The following is a 19241-nucleotide window of genomic DNA, read 5'->3' as shown; positions in this document are numbered from 1 at the left end:
TAGCCGGGCAGCACCGCATTGGGAATGCCGAACTATTCGTTATCCGCAGCCGCGGGAGCCGCCGCCGTCGACGGCGGGGGTGCGAGCGGAACCGGTGCTGCGGGGGCACGCGCAGCCTTTGGCGGCGGCGGCCTCTTCGCAGCAGGCGCCGCGGGCGCGGAAGCCTGTGCCGCGGCGGCTGCCGGCGCGCGCGAAGCTGCCGGCGCGGCCGCAGCGTTCGCGGCCGGGGCCGCCTGCCGCGTCGTCGCCGCAGGCTCCGGATTCATGATGCTGACCGGCGGCGTCGACGAGGCGCTCGGAAACTCGGCATTGGTCGGCTTGCCCGTCGGCATCGAGGGCGGCAGACCCGCGAGCGCCGCAGTCGGTGGCAGCGCCGCTGGCGCCGTCGCCATCGCCGGCGCGTTCCAGGTCGGCGCATGGCGCGCGACCAGCGTGTCGTAGAGATGGGAATCCATGTTGGCAGCGACCTGCTGCTGGTCGGTCAGCGAGCGGAACGCGGCACAGTCGAACTGCGTGCAGCCGTCGCGCACGACCAGCACCTGCGCCACGAGACCGTAGCGATCGCGCTCCAGCGCCTTGCGCAGCGCTTTCATGTCCGCCGTCAGGCTCTTCTCGGCGGTCGCGGCATCGCCGAGCGCCGTCAGCCGATCGATCCGGGCCGCGGTATAGGACACCGAGGCCGCCACCGCATCCGGCGAGCCGAACAGCGCCTTCTCGCAGCCGATGGCGACCGCATCGCCGGCGAGGTCGTCAAGGCAGGACAGCGCCGGCAGGCTGGCGACGACCGCACCTTGACCTTGCGCGCGCGTCTCGGTCGGCGCGTCCGGGCCATAGACGCGCACGGTGGCAGCTCCGGCGATCGCCATGGAGAGCAGCGTGATCACGGTCAGGGCGCCGTTGGCGACGGATCTATCGGCGCGCAGCAGCGTGATCAGCAGGATCAATCCGAAGAATCCCGCAGCGGCCAGCGTCATCCACATCGGAAAGGCCGGTGAGCGCCAGATTTGGTCGAGCGAAGCGGCCCATGCCCAGTTCATGCGCGACGTCCCCTCACGCGAGCAGAGAGCGAATGGTCAAGCGAGCACCGCGAGTCGGCAACTGCCCCGGCCCACCTTTTGAAGGTGAAGCGGGCCTTTTGACGGCGGCAGGACACTATTCCCTGATGGCAGCGATGCGCGGTGCGTCAGCCTTTGGGAGCGCGGGCTGGCTTCAGGACAGCGCGAGCTGGCTTTCCTTGGCCACGCGTTCGAAGGCTTCGGTCGAGCTCTTGATCCGGTACTGGCAATCGTCGCCATCGGTCGGCAGCAGGCGGATGATCTCATACGCGCCGCTGGCGGCGGGGCGCGCAACGTTGCTGGCCGTGAACAATACGCGCGTTCCAATCGGGAATTTGTGCTTCAACACCCTCTCCATCACTCAAACAGCGCCTGCCTCGTCCATGGTCCCACTACGACGGCCGGCCGGAAACCCAGGCGCTGTATAGCACGCGACCTGTGGTTTTGGCCAGCGCCATGGCAGCATGGCAAACGCGTATATTTGGCAGTCTTTTCAGAGTGATAGGACCGGAACCGGTGGGCCGATGATACCGGCGCGGCCCTTCGGTCAGACAGCTTGTCGCACCCAAAGCGCCGGCCGACTCGGGCCGGCGGCCCCGAGCAGCCCCGGGGGGTCAGGCGTCCTCGAACTTGGCGATGACGAGCGTCTCAGCGAGGCCGTCCCGGGTCCATTCCTGGAACGCCGGCAGCGCCATCATGGTCTCCATGTAGGCCTTGGTATCCGGCGCAACCTCGATCGCGTAGGTGCGCAGGCGGTGCACGACCGGCGCGTACATCGCGTCCGCCGCGCCGAAGCGGCCGAACAGGAACGGACCTTTGGCGCCGTACCGCGTGCGGCACTCGCGCCAGATCTCCTCGATGCGCGCGATGTTCGCCTTGGCGTCCGCGGACAACGCCACGGGGCGGATCGGCCGATGCAGGTTCATGCCGCATTCGTTGCGCAGCGCCACGAAGCCGGAATGCATCTCGGCGCACACCGACCTCGCATGCGCGCGCGCAGCGACCTCGTCGGGCCACAGCTTCACTTCCGGATAGCGCTCGGCGATATATTCGATGATGGCGAGCGAATCCCACACCGTGACGTCGCCGTCGACCAGCACCGGCACCTTGCCGGCGCGGCTGAAGGACAGGATCTGCTCCTTGTCCGCGGGATTGTCGGTGTAGAGCGGAATCAGCGTCTCCACGAACGGAATGTCGTTGGCGCGAAGCGCGAGCCAGGGCCGCATCGACCATGACGAGTAGTTCTTGTTGCCGATGGCGAGTTTCAGCGCAGCCATGTCCTCACTCCTTCCAGAGACGTGCTCGAGCGAGCCGCTTTTAACGCCATCGCCTGCCGCCAATCAATCGTTGCCGCGCCGGCTCACGCGTGGCAATCGTTGCAGTCCGCGCCCCAGGGCGACACAGCGCAATGCGGCGACATGGGCCCCGGCTCTGCAGCGCACCGCACCGGACGATGCTTCGCATCGCCGGGGAAGCGCTGCGCTGCGTCCGGGGCACAAGCGCGAGCTGGTTCTCCAATGACGCTGTCATTCTCGCGAGGGCGGGGAATCCAGTACGCCGCGGCTTCTTGGATTGATCTCTCGTCTCTGGAATACTGGATCGCCCGCTTTCGCGGGCGATGACAGTGAGTGTGTGGTGACAGACGTGACTCGTCGGCCTCGCGGCTCAAATTCGCCCGAGCTTTGCTTGCGTCTCCACCCTCAAATCCAGGAGGGCGCAGGGAAGGCCGGGTGCTGACAACGCACCCGCGGTCTGCTGCGCAAAATGCACACGCAGAAGAACCGCACAGCAGCATACAGGTGGGTGCCGATCACTCGGCCTTCCCTGCGCGATGGTCGGACGGCTTATGCCGCGCTCTCCCGGGAGCCGAATGTCCTTCTGGCCTCCCTCGCCCCGCGGATTGGATGATGCAGTCTGCCCGGTTGGGCTCGCTCGCACCTCCGCGGTAGGCTTGACCGTAGCAACGACGGCCAGGACCGCACGGTTTTGCCGTACGCACGGCCCGCCCTTTCGCCGCAGTATTTCCTGGCTCCGTCGACAGAGCCGGAAACTTACAGGCGAGACGAAGCCTAGCAGCGCCGTCGTCCGCACGCGGTTACGGACTCACAGGGACTACCCGCCCTGCCCGCACCTCTCGTGCCGACGCTGCCGCGTCCACCGCAAGCCCGGCTCGCGATCAAGACGACCTCGAGATCGCCCCTCCTGGTTGAGCCGGGATGGGCGACACATACGCCATTTCCGAATTTCGGTAAAGTGGAATATTTTCGCGCGAATGGGTTGACAGAGGGCGACACAGCAAGCTGCCGGCTAGCTGCCCAAATCCCGCGGGCTGAACGGCAGGTCGAGCACCTTCCATTCCTCGTACAGATTGGCGGGCAGCATCTTGTAAGGTTGACAGTTCTGAAGCGCGCTCGTTGCGGACTTCACGAGGGCGACCCCTTTTGCCGAGGGCGGGGCTTCGAGCAGGATCGGCTCGCGCGCCAGCGTGCCGTCGGTCGCGAACACCGTGCGCAGCTTGATGTGAACGTTGTCGGTAGGCGCAAGCCCGGCCGGCAATTTGGCACAGCTGCGCAAATGACTGCGAAGCGCGGCAATGACCTCGGCCGGAAGCTTCGCGGCGATGGAGTCCGTGGCGCCGCCGCCATCCTCCTTGGGGCCGTCTTTCGACAGCGGCAACGGCAATTCAGGCGGCAGCCCCAGCATGACGCCGTACCTGACGGTGACGTCAGGCTGCGGCACCTGATAGGCCGGCGGCGGCGCGGCCTGTGGCTGTGGCGGCGGCATTGGCTGGGCCTGCGGCTGCGCGTTGGCCTCGCGCGGCTTCGGCGAAGGTTGTTGTTGCTGCTGTTGCTGCTGCGCCGGCCGTTGCGGTTCGGGCGTCGGCGATGCGGCCGGCTGCGGGGGCGCAGGCTTCGACGCCTCGGGGGCCTTCTCGGTGACATCCAGCTTCGGCAGCTTCAGATCGGAAGGCGGCTCCGGGGTCTTCTGCTTGACCTCTTCCTTGACGTTCTCCTCCGCTCTGGCCTCCTCCTGCTTCACCTCCTCGGGCGTGACGATGTCTACCGTGACAGTTTCGGGCGGCGTCGCGCGGAACGGATGGACTTCGCTGATCAGGATGATCAGCGCCACCAGCGTCAGATGGGCGATCGCCGACGCAGCAACGTCCGTCCGTATGATTGTCCGCAGTTCCATCGCCAGATCTTGGATTGCCGCCCTGCTGTTAGCATACCGCGGTCTCCCCTCAATCCCATTTCGGGGCGAAGCCGAAGTCGGTGAGGCGGCCCTTCGGGCTGGCGAGTGCGGCGATCTGGCTCATCTCGTCGTCCGAGAGCTCGAAATCGAAGATCTCGATGTTTTCGGACAGCCGCTCGATGCGCGAGGTGCGCGGGATCGCAGCGACATTCTGTTGCACCAGCCAGCGCAGGCAGACCTGCGCCGGCGTCTTGTGGTGGGCGCGCCCGATCTCGACCAGCGTCTGGTCGGTCTTGATGCGCCCCTTGGCGATCGGGCTGTAGGCGACGAGGGCAAGGCCATGCTGGTCGCAGGCCGCCCTCACCTTCGCCTGGTCGAGATAGGGGTGGAATTCGACCTGGTTGCAGACGAGCGGCTCGGGCGAAGCCGCCACCGCCTGTTCGATCAGCGCCACCGTGAAATTGGAGACGCCGATGTGACGGGTCAGGCCCATCGTCTTCGCATGCGACAGCGCGCCGAGCGTCTCCGCCAGCGGCACGTGCGAATTGGGCCAGTGCAGCAGCAACAGGTCGACGGAGGGAAGCCGCAAGCGCGCCAGGCTCTCCTTGACCGAGCGCTCGAGATCGTGAGGCGCGAAATGGTTGGTCCAGACCTTGGTGGTGAGGAAGACGTCGTCGCGCCGCACGCCCGAGGCGCGCAGGCCGTCGCCGATCTCCCGTTCATTGTCATAGACCTGCGCGGTGTCGATGTGGCGATAGCCGAGCCGCAACGCCTGCTCGACCACGCGCGCGGCAAGCCTTCCGCTCAGCTCCCAGGTCCCGAGCCCGATCGCGGGGATTCGTGCGCCATTGGCCTCGACGAACAGCATGAGGATTCCTCTTCCGTTGCGGCAGCCCCAAACGCCATCAGCCGGCATTATGGACCCGGCCCAGGACGCTGCCAACGGAAGCCGTCGCAGTTCGGCGGGATATTCGGCGCAACACTAACGGGAGGTTCGCGTCAAGGCTGGTCGGTCCGTCAGGCCGTCAGGTCAGGCTTTGGCAAGCGCCTGAAATACCGTTTCCGGGGCGTGTGCGATCACCGCGAGCAGTGCGCGCGCCGGCCCCCGCGGAGCCCGTTTGCCCTGCTCCCAATTGCGGATGGTCTCGACGGGAACGCCGAGCTTGGCGGCGAACTCCATCTGGGTCAGGCAGGCGCGGCGGCGCAAATCGCGCACCGCGAGCGAAGAGGTCTCGGCCGGCGCGGCTGGGGCCGTCGGCTCGACCGCAGACGGCTGGACCGGAAATTCCTGTCCGTCCCGCAACTCGACGACCCGTCCGTCCGCCTTCAGCCGCAACCGCATGTCCAGTCCCCCAAGCGCCGGCGATGATGCGGCAGGTCGCTTAAGTTCGGATTAAAGATGATGGCGCGCCCCGGACGCTGCGCGGCAGCGCTACGCGCCGCAGCGCGCCCGGGACACAAGAGTAAGGGCGCCCGCTGCCTATCCCGTCATTGCGAGGAGCTCTTGCGACGAAGCAATCCAGGCTGCCCCCGCGGAGAGACTCTGGATTGCTTCGCTGCGCTCGCAATGACGTGGAGAGAGCGGGGCTCAAACCGCCCCCTATCTCAATCCGAACCAGAGCGTCGCGATGCCGAGGAAGGAGAAGAAGCCCACGACGTCGGTCACGGTGGTGACGAAGGTGCCGGAGGCCACCGCCGGATCGGCCCTGACACGTTCGAGCGCCATCGGGATCAGGATGCCGCCGAGCGCGCCGGCGATGAGGTTGCAGACCATCGCAAGGCCGATGACGATGCCAAGGCCCGGAAGCTTGAACCAGGCCACCGCGGCAATGCCCGTGATCACCGCGAAAGCGAGCCCGTTGACGAGGCCGACCAGCGCCTCGCGCATCACCACCCGCCAGGCATTGGAGGCGCCGAGCTCGCGCGTCGCCAGCGCGCGCACCGCCACCGTCATGGTCTGGGTGGCGGCATTGCCGCCCTGGCTCGCCACGATCGGCGCCAGCACGGCGAGCGCCACCATCTTCTCGAGCTGCCCTTCGAACAGGCCGAGCACGGAGGACGCCAGGAAGGCGGTGGCGAGATTGACCAGCAGCCAGTTGAAGCGGCCGCGCGCGATGGTGAGGAAGGTGTCCGAAAGCTCTTCGTCGCTGGTGACGCCGCCGAGCGCCTTGAGGTCCTCGTCCGCCTCCTCCTCGATGACGTCGACGACGTCGTCGACGGTGATGACGCCGACCAGGCGGTCCTGGGTATCGAGCACGGGCGCGGCAACGAGATTGTACTTGCCGAACATGCGCGCAACCTCCTCCTGGTCCTCCAGGACGGAGACGCGGCGGCGATCCTCGTCGGTCAGCTCGGTCAGCGCGATAGGCCGGCGCGCCCGCAACAGCACGTCCAGGGGAACTGCGCCCTGCCAGTGCTGGTCCTTGTCGACGACATAGATCTCGTAGAAGCGGTCGGGCAGATCCGGCGTCTCGCGCATGTAGTCGATGGCCTGGCCCACGGTGAAATCCTGGGGCACCGCGATGAACTCGGTCTGCATGCGGCGGCCGGCGGAGTTCTCCGGATAAAGCAGGCTGCGCTCGAGCGCGACGCGCTCCTTCAGCGGCAGCTTCTCGAGGATCTCCTCCTGGTCCGCGGCATCGAGGGTTTCCAGCAGCTCGACCGCGTCGTCGGATTCGAGCTCGCGGACGCCCTCGGCAACCGTCTCCGGCGGCAGCTCGTCCAGGATCTCCTCGCGGACGGCCTCGTCGACCTCGTTCAGCGCGGAGAAGTCGAAGTCGGCCCCGGTGAGCTCGACCAGGCGGACACGGTCGTCGGGCTCCAGGGCGCCGATCAGATCGCCGAGATCGGCCTCGTGCAGCTCGGCGACGCAGGCGCGCAGCGATGCGCTGTCGCCGGCCTCGATCGCCCGGGCAATTTCTTCGACGAATTCGTGCCTGATATCGCCGTCTTCATTGCGCATCGGCACATGGTCGAGTACCGAATCCGCAGCGGGCGGGGCAACGTCCATATGTTCATCCATGGCGCGCCTCGCCGGTTGACAGATTGGAACCAGTGGTCTGAGCTGATGGTTCAGGCAATACCCACAAGGCAACTCTGAGCGCAATGACAAAGATGCTTCGACTGAAATGGACATCGATGACGGCGGGCGCGGTCATCGCGGCCATCATCGGCATCGCCTCGGCCGATGCCGCCGAGTGCCCGCGCAAGGACGCGCTCGGCACCTCGCGCATCCTGAGGGTTGACGCCAAGACGTATCCGCGCGTCGGCTTGAAGAGCTTCCCCGAAACGCTGCCGCTGGCCGATCATGAGGTCGTGCTGACCTTCGACGATGGCCCGTTCCCGCCGACGACGTCGAAGGTGCTGGCGGCCCTGGCGAACGAGTGCGTGCGCGCGACCTTCTTCCTGATCGGCCAGCACGCCGCCGAATATCCCGACATGGTCAAGCGCATCGCCCGCGAGGGCCACACCGTCGGCCATCATACCTGGTCGCACCCGTTCATGGCGCACATCCCGTTCGAGAAGGCGATGTCGGACGTCGACCGCGGCATCGCCGCCGACGAGATGGCGCTGCGCGGAGTTTCGACGACCACACCTTCGACGCCGTTCTTCCGCTTTCCCTATTTCGAGTCGACCCAGGCACAGCTCGACCTGCTCCAGTCGCGCGGGATCGTCGTGTTCGGGGCCGATCTATGGGCCAGCGACTGGGAGGAGATGACGCCGGAGCAGCAACTGAAGCTCGTCACCGAGCGCCTCGCCGCGAGCCGAAAAGGTATCATCCTGTTCCACGATAACAAGGTGCGTACGGCCGCAATGATGCCGGCCTTTCTCCGGTATCTGAAGGACAACGGCTACCGGGTGGTCCACGTCGTGCCGACGGGCACGCCACAGAAGAACGCCGATGCGCGCTGATGCCGGAATGTCACGCCGGCGCAAAATGGGGTGATTTGGGTCCTATTAACACTCTGTTCATGCTACCCCCTGAAAATGGATGGGGACGTCGCCATGGGAAGGGTTCTTCGCGCCTGAACCGTTTCCTGCCGTCTCCGACCTATTATGGCGGCCATCGCGGATGAGGGCAGACGGGGTTCATGATCGGAAGTAGCGTTGTTGTGCGGACGCGATCGTGGATCGTCCTTTGCCTCAGTGGTTTCCTTGGCTGTTCGGCCGTCGGATCGCCGGCGCTCGCCGCCGAGTGTCCGGGCCATCCGGACGCGCTCGGGACCTCCCGCACCCTCGTGGTCGATCCGCGCGAACATCCGCGCATCGGCACCATGCAGTACCGCGAGACGCTGCCGCTGAAGGACCATGAGGTCGTCCTCACCTTCGACGACGGTCCGCTGCCGAAATATTCCAACCAGGTGCTCAAGATCCTGGCCGACGAGTGCATCAAGGCGACCTTCTTCATCGTCGGTCAGCAGGCCAAGGCGAACCCCGAAGGCGTGCGCAAGCTGGTGGCGGCGGGCCATACCGTCGGCACCCACAGCATGGACCATCCGCTGACGTTCGACCGGATGGGACTCGATAAGTTCGAGCCGGAGATCAACGGCGGCATCGAGTGGACCTCGGCCGCGATGACCGATCCGTCCCAGCTCGCCCCGTTCTTCCGCATTCCCGGCCTGATGCGCGCCGACGGCGTCGAGAATTACCTGATCTCGCGCGGCATCCAGATCTGGAGCGCCGACTTCCCGGCCGACGACTGGCGCCATGTCTCGTCCGACCGCGTCTATCAGCTCGCGATCCAGCGGCTGGAGGCCAAGGGCAAGGGCATTTTGCTGCTGCACGACATCCAGGCCCGCACAGTGGCGGCGCTGCCGAAGATCATCCGCGACCTCAAGGCGCGCGGCTATCGCATCGTGCATGTGGTGCCGGCGACTGCCGACCGGCCGGCAACGCCGACCCAGGCGGTGGAGTGGCTGCTGCATCCGCCGACCGAGACCGTGCCGATCGCGCGCTGGCCGGCTGTCCCGCACTTCGTGTTCGCCGAGACCAGGACGCTTCCGGCGCCCTCGCTCGCCGACCTCAACGCTCAGACCGAGCATCAGCCGCTGCTGCCGCGCCGGACCAAGGGACAGATGGATATCGCATCCACCCTGCCCGTGCCCGGCCGTGCTCTCTTCGCGATTCCGGAAGGCTCGGTCGAGGTGCTGCTGTCGACGACCTTGTCGCGGCGTGCCGCGACGCGGCTGGCAATGGCGGCCCAGACGCCGCATGCGGCCAGGGGCAAGGTCGCAAAAGACAAGGTCGCAAAGGGCAAGGCCGCCAAGCCCCAGGCCCGGCACACCGCGCATGCGGGACCGGCCGACCCGAACCATGCCGCCCAGGTCAAGAGCGCCACGCCGCGCCCGACCCGCGTCGCCAGTCTGAAGAAGCGCGCCTGAGCTCTACGGCCGCAGGATGGCGGCGACGCAGAGCAGCACGATCAGCGCCAGGAAGAACAGGTCCATGTAGGACTTGAGCTCGCCGTCGCGCCGCAGCCGGGCCACGTCGGTGACGACCTGCCTGCGCGTGTTCGTCCCTCCGGAGCCGTCGTTGATCGGGCCTTGAAGGCGCCGTGTCTCGGCTTCCAGTCTCTCGATCTTCTGGAAGAAGTAGAACGCGCGCAGCGTCGAGGCCCCGCGCATGGCGGCGTAGACCAGCACCAGGATCGCCAGTGTCGCCCGGTTCGGATATTTCTCCATGAAGTTCAGGCTGAAATAGACCACCGCCATGAAGGCAAAATTGGTGAGGAAGCGGTAGACGAAGCTGAGAATGCCCATGCTGGCTCGAACCTTGAGGAGTGCAGTCACATCGTGCTGCAAATGCGGGATCGGGGGACCCAGACCGGAATGGCCGGCCCGGATGCGGTAGCGGCCCGTCTACGCCAAGTTCGTTTCAACAAGAATACTGTCGCCCCGCACCTCGCCGCCTTTTAGCCTGCCCCGGACATAAGGCAAGCCGAAGCATGGCCCGGTGGCGCAGCCCCGCAGGACAGCCGCAGCGGCTCGATGGCGATTTGGCGGAAGTCGCGATAGACTGGGCTGGCGCTGCCACATCCGGGGTCTGCCGATGTCGAAGAAGGGAATCACCGGCCACGACGACTGGGTTCTGACCGAGGCCCTCGCGACCGCGCTGGTCGCGCTGGAGCAGCTCGAGCCGAAGCACCAGCCGAACGCGCATATGGACGACATCCGCAAGATGCTCTCGAGCGGCAAGGAGCCGGCAGCGGTGAGCCTGCACCTGGCCCAGGCCAAATGCCGCCTGTTTCCCGAGCTCGATCCGCTGGAGATCTACCGGGAATATGGCATCGGCGACGAATACGGCTGACGCGGCGGCTTAAGGGCCGCCCGCAACCGATCCCGCGATCGCCATGACTAGCGCACCGAGATCGATGCTGCCGTTGACGGTTAGCTCTTCCGAGCCTTTCGCGTCCTTGGCGCCCGCGATCGTCAGCGCCTGCGGCCGGTTGGCGGCCTGCCGTTGCAACTCGCCGATGATGGCGTCCTTGAGCTTTTCTTCCAGCATGGGTTGTCGTCCTTCGCGCGCGATCCTCTCACTCAAGGCAAAGCCGCGCCCTTCGTTCCCTCATGCGAGCCGCCGCGGCAGGCTGTGATGGATGTTGCAGGCGGCGACCGCGGCGTGGCCGAACGCGACCGAGATCTGGTGCAGATCGGTGACGACGTCGCCGATGCCGTAGAGCCCGCGGACGGAGGTGCGCTGATGGTCGTCGACCTTCAGACAGCCTTCCTCGACATGCGCGGCGCCGAGCGACACCGCGAGCTGCGAACGCACCTCGGCTCCCATCGCAGGATAGACCGTGTCGAATTGCAGCGTCCGGCCGCCGGCGAAGACGGCCGCGACGCCCTCGCCGCTCCGCCGCAGATGCAGGTCGGGCGCGGCCACGACCTCGACGCCGGCCTCAGTCAGCTCAGCGGGTGCGCCCTGCTCGTCATCGCCTCCGGTTGCGAGCAGCGTCACGTCGCGCGAATAGCCGCGCAGGAACAGCGCCTTGCTGGCGGCCTTTTGAATCGGACCGACGATTCCGATGCGGCGGCCGGTCGCCTCGTAGGCGTCGCAGACCGGACAATAGCGCAGCACCCCGTCCGCGACCGCAGCACGCCACTCCTCGAAAGGCGGATGGGTGTCGACGATGCCGCTGGCCAGAATGACGGTGGCGGCTGCGTGCGCCTCGCCGTTCCAGCTCGCTTGAAAGCCGTCCTCGTGCCGCCGCAACGCCGTGACCTCGGCCGCCACGCGCGTGACCGCGAGCTCGTCCAGCTGCGCCGACATCCTCTCGATCAGCTCCGCGCCTGACAGGCCGTGGACGAAGCCCGGAACGTTGTGGCTGCGCGGGATCAGCGCGGCCCGGCTCGCGCCGGCATCGACGACGCAGACGTTGCGGCGGAAGCGCGCCAGATAGATCGCGGCCATCAATCCGGCGGGGCCGCCGCCGACGATCAGGCAATCGAACTGCGCCGGCTTCATTTGGGGTTCGGATCCGCAAGACCCTCGCCGGGATCCTGAAGGCGCCCGCTCCTTGCCAGCCGGACGGCGTTGCCGAGCGCATGCGCCGCGTTGCGCACCTCCTGCTGGAATTCCTGGTCTTCATCGAGCTCGTGGTGCGAGGTGGCGTATGGCTCCATGTAGCCGACATAGCCGTCGATCTCGGCGAAGCGTCCCGCCGAGATCAGCTGCATGTCGGTCAGCCAGTCCGACAGGACGCGGCGCACATTCTCCGCACCGACGGCATCACCGTGCACGACGACGCCGAAATGACGGCCGGCGAGATGGCGCGGATAGGACCAGCCCTTCAGCTCGATCGCCTTGGCCTCGTCGGCCTTCTTGCCATGCGTCGAGGTCGGATCGGGATTGCCGCCGTCGGCGCAGACCATGCGGTCCATCATGGCCTTGAGGCCTGATGGCACGTGATACCAGTTCACCGGCGTCACGATCAGGATGCCGTGAGCGGCCACCCAGAGCGGATAGATCTCGTTCATCCAGTCCTGGGTCTGCCTCAGCGAATAATTCGGATAGCAGCTGCACGGCCAGTGGCAGAGCGGCATCGCGGTACCGACGCAGGATTTGCAGGGATGAATCGTCTTGCCGTACTCCGAGGCGAGGCGCGACAGATCGAGGATGTCGACGGCAAACCCCATCCCGGTGAAGACAGGCTCGGCCAGCTTGACCAGCCGCCAGGTCTTGGACATCTCGCCGGGACAGGTGTGCTCGCTGCGCGCCGAACCGTTGATGACGAGGATGCGCGGCGTCTCGTCCGCGTCGTCGTGCCGTCGCTGCGCTTCCAGGATTCTTGCGCGCGCATCGAGCCAGTCGACGGCGATGTCATAGTCGGGATCGGAGAAGCCCGCGCCCGCCTTGCGCGTCAGCGGCGCCTTGCGGGAATGGCTGTAGGCGTCCCAGGCCGATGCGGTGATGGCATCGAGCTCGCGCCCGAGCGGCGCAAAGACGGGATCGACGAACTGGCCCTTGTAACGCCGCTCGAACTCGTCGCGCGACAGCTCGACGGGCGGCATCCCCTTGCGAATTTCGGCGTCGCTCATGCGTGCTCCGGCAAAGTCGGCTGTCCGACCAACCCGGCGCACTGCGCGCGGTTCCTTCCGCTACTGGCGAACGATGTCCCGTGGCGCATCGAACTTGGCGATGCGCCGGTCCAGCCGCCACAGCTCGATGCGATGCACCAGCGCGAGCGCGGCGGCCTTGCGCTTGGCCTGCTCGTCGTCGTCGCAGACCAGATTGATGCATCCGAACACGTGCCCGTCCGGATCGATCTGGAAGGCGCGGTAGTGCTTGAGGCTGCCCATCATGATGGCCCTCGTCTTGGCAACACGGGCGCACTCAGCCAGTCCGTCAGGTTCGACGTCATTTCGTTCTGCTTGGCGCGTTGCAGCAGAATCTCCCGTTCCCTGCCGGGCGGCAGGCTGCTTGCGCGCTCACGGGCCTTTTCGGCGAAGGCGGCGAGCCGCTCCTGGAGCGACTGGGTCTGTTTCCTGCGGTTACGTTTGGCGGTCATCGGACTTTCACAGCGAATTTCGGATGGAGGGAAATGGCCCCGGCGGGGGTCGGGCGCCGGGGCCCAAGGTCTCTTGTCACTCAAGTCGCTTGCCGGTTGGGGCGGCCCACACCGGCAACCGTCGCAGCTTCCGCCGCAACCGCCGGTTCCAGCATTTCAATAAGTTAACGCTGCGTGATTTTGCGGACGTCTCGCCGTGCAATGCGCCGGAACCGAAATGCTGATTCGTATGTTCAAGGATGACCCGAAGGAGGATCATCATGGCGAAAGCAACATGGAAGCGGCCGGGCTCACCGATCGGCCGCAAGGGACCGCGCAAGGCCAATCCCGCGTACAAGCGCCGCGCGCGGCAGCCCTGGACGCCCGCGGACGTGAGCAAGTTGAAGCAGCTTGCGAAAGGCAACACGCCCACCGGCGTGATGAGCATCAAGCTGCAGCGCCCGATCGCAGCCATCCGCAGCAAGGCGCAGCGCGAAGGCATCTCGCTGCGGCCCGCCAACCGCTCGCCCTACAACCGCCGAACCAAAGCGGCGAAGCGGCGTTGACGATCCGCACCGCCGGGTGACAACCGGACGCAACGGGGAACGATGGACGTGGCGCTCATTTTTCCGGTTTCTGCCCACGACATCAGCGCATCGGTACGCGCCGACATCTAACCCGTTCCCGGCGGTGCAGCCTGAAAGCTGCACCGTTCAGTTCGGCGGCTGCAGGCCCGGCGACCTCAGCCATTCGCTCATTTGAGACCCCGTCTCCGCTTGACGCGCCTTGCGCAGCATCTCGTCGCGGGCTGCGCCGGGCGGAAGGGATTTGGCTTGCTCGCGCAGCCGCTCCGCTTCGGCGGCGAGCCGCGTTTCCAAAGTCTCGGCATGCTTGATCCGATGCCGCGTCGTCATCAGGCGTTCTCCCTGATCATGGTCGGAGCGCGCCGTTGCCTCCTTACCGATTGAGATGATCGCGCACAGGCGATGCCTCTACAACGTTCCAGAGCCGGAACGGTTGCGCGGGGTCTCAACCGCTGGAAACCGCAACATGAGTAAATTTAGCCAGTGGCTCATTCTGCTGGTCAGCAGGTCGTGGCACACGTTCTTGTAGTCATATCACTGCGAAAGGCGTATTGTCGCTCCATCACCGGCTGAGGCTCTGCCCCAGGCGTCGGTGGCTGAGAGACTCGCCTGCGCTCCCGCCTGAACAACAGGGAGCGCGGCTATGCACAAGCCTACTCACTTTCCATCGTCATTTGACGCGCCATCGTCGTCTGACGCGGAGCACATCGTGCGTGCGCGCAGGGCGATCCGAGAGGCGTTGGATGTGCTCGGGCTTCCACCCCCCGACACGTTTCTCGGCCGCAAGAGCTACGAGCCCTTCCCCAAGGAGCAGCTTGACCCGGCCGAAGGTCAGCGTGACCCAAATGCCCCCGAGGGCTGAATGACCGATCCCTGGTCGGACCGCAGCCGCCCCGCGACGGCCCGGTCGCAGTTCAGCCGCGCCGGTAGAGCTGCAGATAGCCCGGCGAGAACAGCGCCGCGCACTTGAGCGCGGCGAGATCGTTGATGGTCAGCGTGCGATCGCGCAGCACGATCAGGCCCGACGCGCGCAACTCCTGGACGGTGCGGTTCAGATGGACCACCGACAATCCCGTCGCGTCGGCGAGATCCGTTTGCGTCACCGGCATGATGCAGGAATTTCCCTCGATCATTCCGACAGGACGCAGCCGCTCGAAGATCTCGCAGAACAGATGAGCCACGCGCTCCACCGCCATGCGCCTTCCGAGATTGACGACCCATTCGCGCTGGATCGCGTTGTTGACCAGCGTCTCGCACCAGAACGCTTCCGCGAGCGAGCGGTCGCCGGCCAGCAGGGTCTCGAAATGGGCGCGCTTGATCTCGGCGTAGACCACCGGCGTCAGCGTCGCGATGGAATGGTCCATCACCGGGAGCAGGTACGCATGGGCGTCACAGCTCTCGCCCGGAAAAACAAAATTGACGATCTGGCGCCGCCCGTCCTCCAGCGTCTTGTAGCGGCAGAGCCAGCCCGAGAGCAGGATACGGACGCTGTCGACGGGATCCCCCTCGGCGAGAAGGTCCTCACCCGAGCCGGCGCGTTGCAAGCCTTCGAGCATCGCATATTCGAGTGAAGCGCGGGCCTCCGCCGACAACGGCCTCAGCGCACTGAGCCGGCGAATGGCCGGCTCCACCACGCTGCGATCGAACGTCGAGAGCGGCATCAGCCATCCATCACCGGTGTGTGGAACGTGCGCTTGCTGAGGGGAATCGCGATGGAGCATTCCAACCCCGCAGGGTCGAATGCCAACGCGGTGTCCCCCTTGAGTTCGAATGCCAGCGTGCGCTCCAGAAGCTCGGTACCAAAGCCCTTTCGCGGCGGCGGCTTGACCGGCGGCCCGCCGCGCTCGCGCCACTGGAATAGGAACATGGCAGGATCCCTGCCTTTTTCGAGGCGCCAGGTGATTTCGACACGTCCGTCGGGCCGGCTCAGGGCACCGTATTTCAGTGCATTGGTCGCCAACTCGTGGATCGCGAGCGCAAACGTCTCCGCAGCCTTGGCCTGGAAGCGCACCATGGGGCCGGCCACCCGCATCTGCTCTCCTTCGCGGGCGTTATAGGCCAGCAACTCCTCGACCACGAGAAATTCGAGGTCGACCCCGCCCTCGGGATCGCGGGTCACCAGCCCCTGGGTGCGGGCGAATGCGTTGAGCCGGCCGTCGAGATGGGAGGCGTATTCCTCCACCGTTGAGCTCGTCTCCGCGGAGCGGCGGGCGATCGAGCGCACGACGCCGAGCGTGTTGCGGACACGATGTTGGAGTTCGGCCAGCAGCAGGCGCTGGCGCTCCTCGGCGCGGGTGACCGCGGTGACGTCGACGAAAGTGATGACCACGCCGGCGATCAGATTGTCGATGCTGCGGTAAGGCAGGATGCGCACGATGTAGCGCGCGCCGCTGTCCGTCGCGCTCAGTTCGCGCTCCACGCTCGCGAGCGTGCGCAGCACACGGCGGACGTCGTCATACAGCTCCTCGATCGGGACACGAGCCTTGATGTGCGCGATCGGGCGGCCCGTATCGGTCTCGACGAGATGCAGGACCTGCGTGATCGCCGGCGTGAAGTTCATCACGCGCAGATCGTGGTCGAGAAACAAGGTGGCGATCTGCGTGCTCTCGAGCAAATTCTTGAGGTCGCTGCTGGTGCGCGTCAATTCCTGGACACGATGCGCCAGCTCGCCCTTGACCGTCGTCAATTCCGCGGTGACCAACTGCGACTCTTCGCGCGAGGTTTCGAGCTCCTCGTTGACCGACTGAAGTTCCTTGTTGAGCGAGTCAGATCGCGCGTCGGAGGATTTCCGCTCCAGGCGCCGCAGATGGCGGGCATAGACCTGGATGTACGCGGGGATCTCCTCCGGCGGCAGCACGAAATCGGCGATGGAAGCCGGCGCGTTGCCGTCGACCAGATGTGCAGCTTGCTCCGGGCTCGCGACTCCTTCGGTAATGGCGAGACCACCATGATCCTTCAGGGTCGCAGTGCCGAGCGTGCCGTCACCGCCGGTGCCGGCAAGGAGGATTCCGACGGCTTGTTCGGCGCGTTCCTCCGCGAGCGACACCAGGAAGCTGTCGATGATGGCGCGCTCGCCCGGCGACTGCTCGGCCTTCCGAACCGCGAACCGGCCGTTTCGAATGGTGGTGATCATCGCCGGCGGGCACAGATAGATCGTGCCCCCCTCGATCGCATGGCCATCGGCGATCTCAGCGATCTTGCCGCCGTTGGCCTTTCGCACGGCCTCGCGCACCTCGTCGAAGGCCTCGTGATGCCCAAGCGTCAGCACGACGGTCAGATCGGTACCGACCGTCAGCTTGGCGAAAAAGCGCGCGATGCTGCCCAGCGAACCCGGCGAGGCGCCCACGCCGACGATCAGCGGGGCTTTCCTCCGACGCTCTCCACCAACCGGCTGGTCGCCGACTTCATGCATGGCACTGGCAGCTTTCGTTCATCGACCGGGGCCAACGGGCACTCGGCCCTGCAAATCGCAGGAACTTGATGTTATCCCAACAGATCAAAGAGAAAAACGTCCCTACGCGTGTTTCGATTTCCGAACCAAGCCCCTCCCGGCGTGGCGGCATCAAGGAGCGGCTCGGTCGCATGTTCGGTCTCAATGCGTCGATCAGGTGGCTGATGGCTGCCCGGGTTTGGACTGGGTGGTACCGGCCGAGCCTCCGATCATGCTCATATCGCGGTGGCTCATGGAACCGGCCTTCGGTTGCATCGTTGTCGAAAGGCGCCTCGGCCCCGATCTGTCCAACACATGGGAACGAGGAGGCGCCAGAGGGATCATGTCAGTATCGCCCGCGTTGTCTCATCATGCCACAGTGCTGATGGGTCGCCGCATCCTCGTCGTTGAGGACGAATATTTTCTCGCCGATGACATCGCCGACGCGCTGCGCAAGCTCGGCGCGGAGATCGCCGGTCCCGTCGGCCACATCGACGATGCGGTCGAGATGCTGCACAATGGCGGCGCTCTCGACGCGGCGGTCCTCGACGTCAACATCGGCGACCAGCCGATCTTTCCGATCGCCCGTGCGCTCAGGGCACGGCAGGTACCCTTCGTGTTCACCACAGGCTACGAGAGGCTCAGCATCGAAACGGAATTCCGGGACATACCGCTCTGGGAGAAGCCGATCAACGTCGGGGCCATGGCCCAGAACCTTGCCAGCCTCGTCGGCGGTCAACCATATGATTCCCCGCAGCCACGCCACCGATCAGAACAGGTGCGCGAAAGCAAGCCAGGCGGTGACGGCCAGGCATAGGACAACCGCGGCGTAAGGTAGCGCGACGCGCAAGACGGCCAGCTCCCTCGAGTCAGCTCATCATCATCCAGACGACGGCCGCCATCATGACAAGAAAGCCCGTGACTGCGGTCGCGATAAAAGCCTGTTCAATGCGGTCCATCGCCATCACAGCCCGTTCCCAGCTCAGGAAATGTGACCGGTTCGGAACCGCCGCGCATTAGGCTATGTGAATCGATGTCCTCCTTAGCAGGGCCGCGGGACGGACCGTATTGCCTGGCACAGACTGCAATTGAGCCGTCTCACGACCTCGCCGTGCCGGGCTCGGCCATCTTGCGATGCTGCTTGGCCAGAATCTCGTTCGGCGTGACATTGGCGACGGTGGTCTGGATCTTGTTCTTCAGGCCGGTGACGATGTCGGCCTCCCCGCGCAGCATGGCGTCGAAGCCGGCCTTGGCGACGTCGTAGGCGCCGTCCTTCTGCTCGGTGCCGACCTTGGTGTCCATCATGTCGGCGCGGCGGAAGAACTCGGTCTCGGTGGCGCCCGGCATCAGGCAGGTGACGGTGACGCCGCTGTCGCGCAGCTCCTCCCGCAGCGCGAACGAGAACGAATCCAGAAACGCCTTGCTGGCGTTATAGGCGGCCTGGAAGCTGCCGGGCATGAAGCCGGCGATCGAGCCCGTGATCAGGATGCGGCCGGCGTTGCGGCGGAGCATCTGGTTGCCGACGCGGTGGATCAGATCAAGCGTCCCGGTGATGTTGGTGTCGATCAGGTCCTTCACCCTGGCAAAGTCCTGATCGAGGAAGGCCTTGCCGAGGCCGACCCCGGCATTGGCGAGCAGCGCATCGATCGGCCGGTCGCCCACCGCGGCGCAAAGCTTGTCGACGCCTTCGGTAGTGGACAGATCGGCTCCGACCGGCTCCACGCTGACGCCGAGCCGTCGCAGATCGACGGCGACCCGTTCGATCTGGGGCTCATCCGCGGCGATGACGAGGTTGAAACCGTCCTGGGCACAGCACCTGGCGAGCTCCAGGCCGATGCCGGTGGAGGCGCCGGTGACGACGGCGAGTTGATTGGCGGGCATGGCACATGTCCTCGAGATGGGATGATGACGCCCAATCCCTCCGCCGCCATCTCGTTCCTATCCGCGTGCGGTGCGAAGAAATGCTCGTCGCTTAGCAACCATCGTTCATTCCT

Annotated in this window: 21 protein-coding genes and 2 pseudogenes; 5 read left to right on the top strand and 18 right to left on the bottom strand. The window is 65.9% G+C overall.

Translation table 11 applies throughout. From position 1 onward, the window contains the following. Positions 1–32: 32 nt before the first annotated feature. The 7 genes from K410_RS0116240 to mgtE form a co-directional block, all read right to left on the bottom strand. Positions 33–1037 (bottom strand): hypothetical protein, encoded by a 1005-nt coding sequence (locus tag K410_RS0116240; protein WP_028135876.1) that lies wholly within the window; start codon positions 1035–1037, stop codon positions 33–35. Positions 1038–1209: 172 nt separating this feature from the next. After that, positions 1210–1413 carry a hypothetical protein gene (locus tag K410_RS0116235; protein WP_126258634.1) on the bottom strand — a complete coding sequence of 68 codons (204 nt, stop codon included), beginning with the start codon at positions 1411–1413 and terminating at the stop codon, positions 1210–1212. A gap of 256 nt (positions 1414–1669) precedes the next feature. After that, positions 1670–2332, bottom strand: a complete 663-nt coding sequence (locus K410_RS0116230) for a glutathione S-transferase family protein (protein WP_028135874.1) — start codon at positions 2330–2332, stop codon at positions 1670–1672. A 1030-nt stretch (positions 2333–3362) separates the two neighbouring features. Next, positions 3363–4247: a hypothetical protein gene (locus K410_RS0116225; protein ID WP_028135873.1), complete on the bottom strand. Its 885-nt coding sequence runs from the start codon at positions 4245–4247 to the stop codon at positions 3363–3365. 49 nt (positions 4248–4296) lie between these two features. Continuing rightward, positions 4297–5115 carry an aldo/keto reductase gene (locus K410_RS0116220; RefSeq protein ID WP_028135872.1) on the bottom strand — a complete coding sequence of 273 codons (819 nt, stop codon included), beginning with the start codon at positions 5113–5115 and terminating at the stop codon, positions 4297–4299. Positions 5116–5277: 162 nt separating this feature from the next. Then, positions 5278–5595, bottom strand: a complete 318-nt coding sequence (locus tag K410_RS0116215) for a helix-turn-helix domain-containing protein (protein ID WP_028135871.1) — start codon at positions 5593–5595, stop codon at positions 5278–5280. A gap of 252 nt (positions 5596–5847) precedes the next feature. Continuing rightward, a complete protein-coding gene (gene mgtE / locus K410_RS0116210; protein WP_028135870.1) occupies positions 5848–7269 on the bottom strand; it encodes a magnesium transporter in 1422 nt (473 codons plus the stop codon). Positions 7270–7352: 83 nt separating this feature from the next. Here mgtE and K410_RS0116205 point away from each other — a divergent pair, with 83 nt between their 5' ends. Together K410_RS0116205 and K410_RS0116200 are read left to right on the top strand one after the other, a co-directional pair. Next, positions 7353–8159 (top strand): polysaccharide deacetylase family protein, encoded by an 807-nt coding sequence (locus K410_RS0116205; protein WP_155253425.1) that lies wholly within the window; start codon positions 7353–7355, stop codon positions 8157–8159. A gap of 179 nt (positions 8160–8338) precedes the next feature. After that, on the top strand, positions 8339–9628 hold the full coding sequence (locus K410_RS0116200; RefSeq protein WP_028135868.1) for a polysaccharide deacetylase family protein: 1290 nt from the start codon (positions 8339–8341) through the stop codon (positions 9626–9628). Positions 9629–9631: 3 nt separating this feature from the next. Here the strand turns inward: K410_RS0116200 and K410_RS0116195 are convergent, their stop codons facing one another. Beyond that, entirely contained in the window at positions 9632–10006 is a 375-nt protein-coding gene (locus K410_RS0116195) for a hypothetical protein (RefSeq protein WP_028135867.1), read from the bottom strand. Positions 10007–10295: 289 nt separating this feature from the next. Between K410_RS0116195 and K410_RS0116190 the strand changes: the two genes are divergently transcribed. After that, entirely contained in the window at positions 10296–10553 is a 258-nt protein-coding gene (locus K410_RS0116190) for a hypothetical protein (protein ID WP_049820053.1), read from the top strand. Between the two features lie 9 nt (positions 10554–10562). On the opposite strand, the gene K410_RS0116185 is transcribed toward K410_RS0116190, so the two are convergent. From K410_RS0116185 to K410_RS0116165, 5 genes are read right to left on the bottom strand one after another with little or no spacing between them, the layout of a single operon-like run. Continuing rightward, positions 10563–10751 (bottom strand): hypothetical protein, encoded by a 189-nt coding sequence (locus K410_RS0116185; protein WP_028135865.1) that lies wholly within the window; start codon positions 10749–10751, stop codon positions 10563–10565. Positions 10752–10811: 60 nt separating this feature from the next. Continuing rightward, on the bottom strand, positions 10812–11711 hold the full coding sequence (locus tag K410_RS0116180; RefSeq protein ID WP_028135864.1) for an NAD(P)/FAD-dependent oxidoreductase: 900 nt from the start codon (positions 11709–11711) through the stop codon (positions 10812–10814). Further along, complete coding sequence (locus K410_RS0116175; protein WP_028135863.1) at positions 11708–12784, bottom strand: flavodoxin family protein; 1077 nt, start codon at positions 12782–12784, stop codon at positions 11708–11710. The genes K410_RS0116180 and K410_RS0116175 overlap by 4 nt, the downstream gene beginning before the upstream one ends. Before the next feature lie 60 nt (positions 12785–12844). Continuing rightward, positions 12845–13048, bottom strand: coding sequence for a hypothetical protein (locus K410_RS0116170; RefSeq protein WP_245269386.1), 204 nt, complete (start codon positions 13046–13048; stop codon positions 12845–12847). Then, positions 13045–13254 (bottom strand): hypothetical protein, encoded by a 210-nt coding sequence (locus K410_RS0116165; protein WP_028135861.1) that lies wholly within the window; start codon positions 13252–13254, stop codon positions 13045–13047. The genes K410_RS0116170 and K410_RS0116165 overlap by 4 nt, the downstream gene beginning before the upstream one ends. Before the next feature lie 260 nt (positions 13255–13514). Between K410_RS0116165 and K410_RS0116160 the strand changes: the two genes are divergently transcribed. Beyond that, the gene (locus K410_RS0116160) at positions 13515–13799 is read left to right on the top strand and encodes a hypothetical protein (protein ID WP_028135860.1); all 285 of its coding nucleotides are present in this window, start codon (positions 13515–13517) and stop codon (positions 13797–13799) included. A gap of 147 nt (positions 13800–13946) precedes the next feature. Here K410_RS0116160 and K410_RS0116155 read toward each other — a convergent pair whose 3' ends face one another. From K410_RS0116155 to K410_RS41525, 4 genes and pseudogenes are all read right to left on the bottom strand, one after another. Next, positions 13947–14147, bottom strand: a complete 201-nt coding sequence (locus tag K410_RS0116155) for a hypothetical protein (RefSeq protein ID WP_028135859.1) — start codon at positions 14145–14147, stop codon at positions 13947–13949. A 584-nt stretch (positions 14148–14731) separates the two neighbouring features. Next, on the bottom strand, positions 14732–15478 hold the full coding sequence (locus tag K410_RS0116145; RefSeq protein ID WP_028135858.1) for a Crp/Fnr family transcriptional regulator: 747 nt from the start codon (positions 15476–15478) through the stop codon (positions 14732–14734). After that, a pseudogene (locus K410_RS41530) lies at positions 15478–16611 on the bottom strand (sensor histidine kinase); the annotation flags it as partial. The gene K410_RS0116145 and the pseudogene K410_RS41530, both read right to left, overlap by 1 nt. A 42-nt stretch (positions 16612–16653) precedes the next feature. After that, positions 16654–17229, bottom strand: a pseudogene (locus K410_RS41525) (chemotaxis protein CheB); the annotation flags it as partial. A 271-nt stretch (positions 17230–17500) separates the two neighbouring features. Between K410_RS41525 and K410_RS36840 the strand changes: the two are divergent. After that, positions 17501–18064 (top strand): response regulator, encoded by a 564-nt coding sequence (locus tag K410_RS36840; protein ID WP_349509799.1) that lies wholly within the window; start codon positions 17501–17503, stop codon positions 18062–18064. A gap of 281 nt (positions 18065–18345) precedes the next feature. Here the strand turns inward: K410_RS36840 and K410_RS0116125 are convergent, their stop codons facing one another. Further along, positions 18346–19128: an SDR family NAD(P)-dependent oxidoreductase gene (locus K410_RS0116125; protein WP_028135856.1), complete on the bottom strand. Its 783-nt coding sequence runs from the start codon at positions 19126–19128 to the stop codon at positions 18346–18348. Positions 19129–19241 lie beyond the last annotated feature (113 nt).

Source organism: Bradyrhizobium sp. 22 (genome assembly GCF_000482425.1).
GTDB classification, from domain to species: domain Bacteria; phylum Pseudomonadota; class Alphaproteobacteria; order Rhizobiales; family Xanthobacteraceae; genus Bradyrhizobium; species Bradyrhizobium japonicum_B.
The sequence above is the reverse complement of the archived record's forward strand: the minus strand, read 5'-3'. Positions and strand labels throughout refer to the sequence as shown.

Bases quoted from the DNA above. Each gene is read 5' to 3' on its own strand.
- K410_RS0116225 (WP_028135873.1), bottom strand. From the start codon at position 4,247: ATGGAACTGCGGACAATCATACGGACGGACGTTGCTGCGTCGGCGATC.
- K410_RS0116170 (WP_245269386.1), bottom strand. From the start codon at position 13,048: ATGATGGGCAGCCTCAAGCACTACCGCGCCTTCCAGATCGATCCGGAC.
- K410_RS0116165 (WP_028135861.1), bottom strand. From the start codon at position 13,254: ATGACCGCCAAACGTAACCGCAGGAAACAGACCCAGTCGCTCCAGGAG.
- K410_RS0116240 (WP_028135876.1), bottom strand. From the start codon at position 1,037: ATGAACTGGGCATGGGCCGCTTCGCTCGACCAAATCTGGCGCTCACCG.
- K410_RS0116155 (WP_028135859.1), bottom strand. From the start codon at position 14,147: ATGACGACGCGGCATCGGATCAAGCATGCCGAGACTTTGGAAACGCGG.
- K410_RS0116125 (WP_028135856.1), bottom strand. From the start codon at position 19,128: ATGCCCGCCAATCAACTCGCCGTCGTCACCGGCGCCTCCACCGGCATC.
- mgtE (WP_028135870.1), bottom strand. From the start codon at position 7,269: ATGGATGAACATATGGACGTTGCCCCGCCCGCTGCGGATTCGGTACTC.
- K410_RS0116145 (WP_028135858.1), bottom strand. From the start codon at position 15,478: ATGCCGCTCTCGACGTTCGATCGCAGCGTGGTGGAGCCGGCCATTCGC.
- K410_RS0116190 (WP_049820053.1), top strand. From the start codon at position 10,296: ATGTCGAAGAAGGGAATCACCGGCCACGACGACTGGGTTCTGACCGAG.
- K410_RS0116230 (WP_028135874.1), bottom strand. From the start codon at position 2,332: ATGGCTGCGCTGAAACTCGCCATCGGCAACAAGAACTACTCGTCATGG.
- K410_RS0116220 (WP_028135872.1), bottom strand. From the start codon at position 5,115: ATGCTGTTCGTCGAGGCCAATGGCGCACGAATCCCCGCGATCGGGCTC.
- K410_RS0116175 (WP_028135863.1), bottom strand. From the start codon at position 12,784: ATGAGCGACGCCGAAATTCGCAAGGGGATGCCGCCCGTCGAGCTGTCG.
- K410_RS36840 (WP_349509799.1), top strand. From the start codon at position 17,501: ATGGAACCGGCCTTCGGTTGCATCGTTGTCGAAAGGCGCCTCGGCCCC.
- K410_RS0116205 (WP_155253425.1), top strand. From the start codon at position 7,353: ATGACAAAGATGCTTCGACTGAAATGGACATCGATGACGGCGGGCGCG.
- K410_RS0116200 (WP_028135868.1), top strand. From the start codon at position 8,339: ATGATCGGAAGTAGCGTTGTTGTGCGGACGCGATCGTGGATCGTCCTT.
- K410_RS0116180 (WP_028135864.1), bottom strand. From the start codon at position 11,711: ATGAAGCCGGCGCAGTTCGATTGCCTGATCGTCGGCGGCGGCCCCGCC.
- K410_RS0116235 (WP_126258634.1), bottom strand. From the start codon at position 1,413: ATGGAGAGGGTGTTGAAGCACAAATTCCCGATTGGAACGCGCGTATTG.
- K410_RS0116160 (WP_028135860.1), top strand. From the start codon at position 13,515: ATGGCGAAAGCAACATGGAAGCGGCCGGGCTCACCGATCGGCCGCAAG.
- K410_RS0116195 (WP_028135867.1), bottom strand. From the start codon at position 10,006: ATGGGCATTCTCAGCTTCGTCTACCGCTTCCTCACCAATTTTGCCTTC.
- K410_RS0116185 (WP_028135865.1), bottom strand. From the start codon at position 10,751: ATGCTGGAAGAAAAGCTCAAGGACGCCATCATCGGCGAGTTGCAACGG.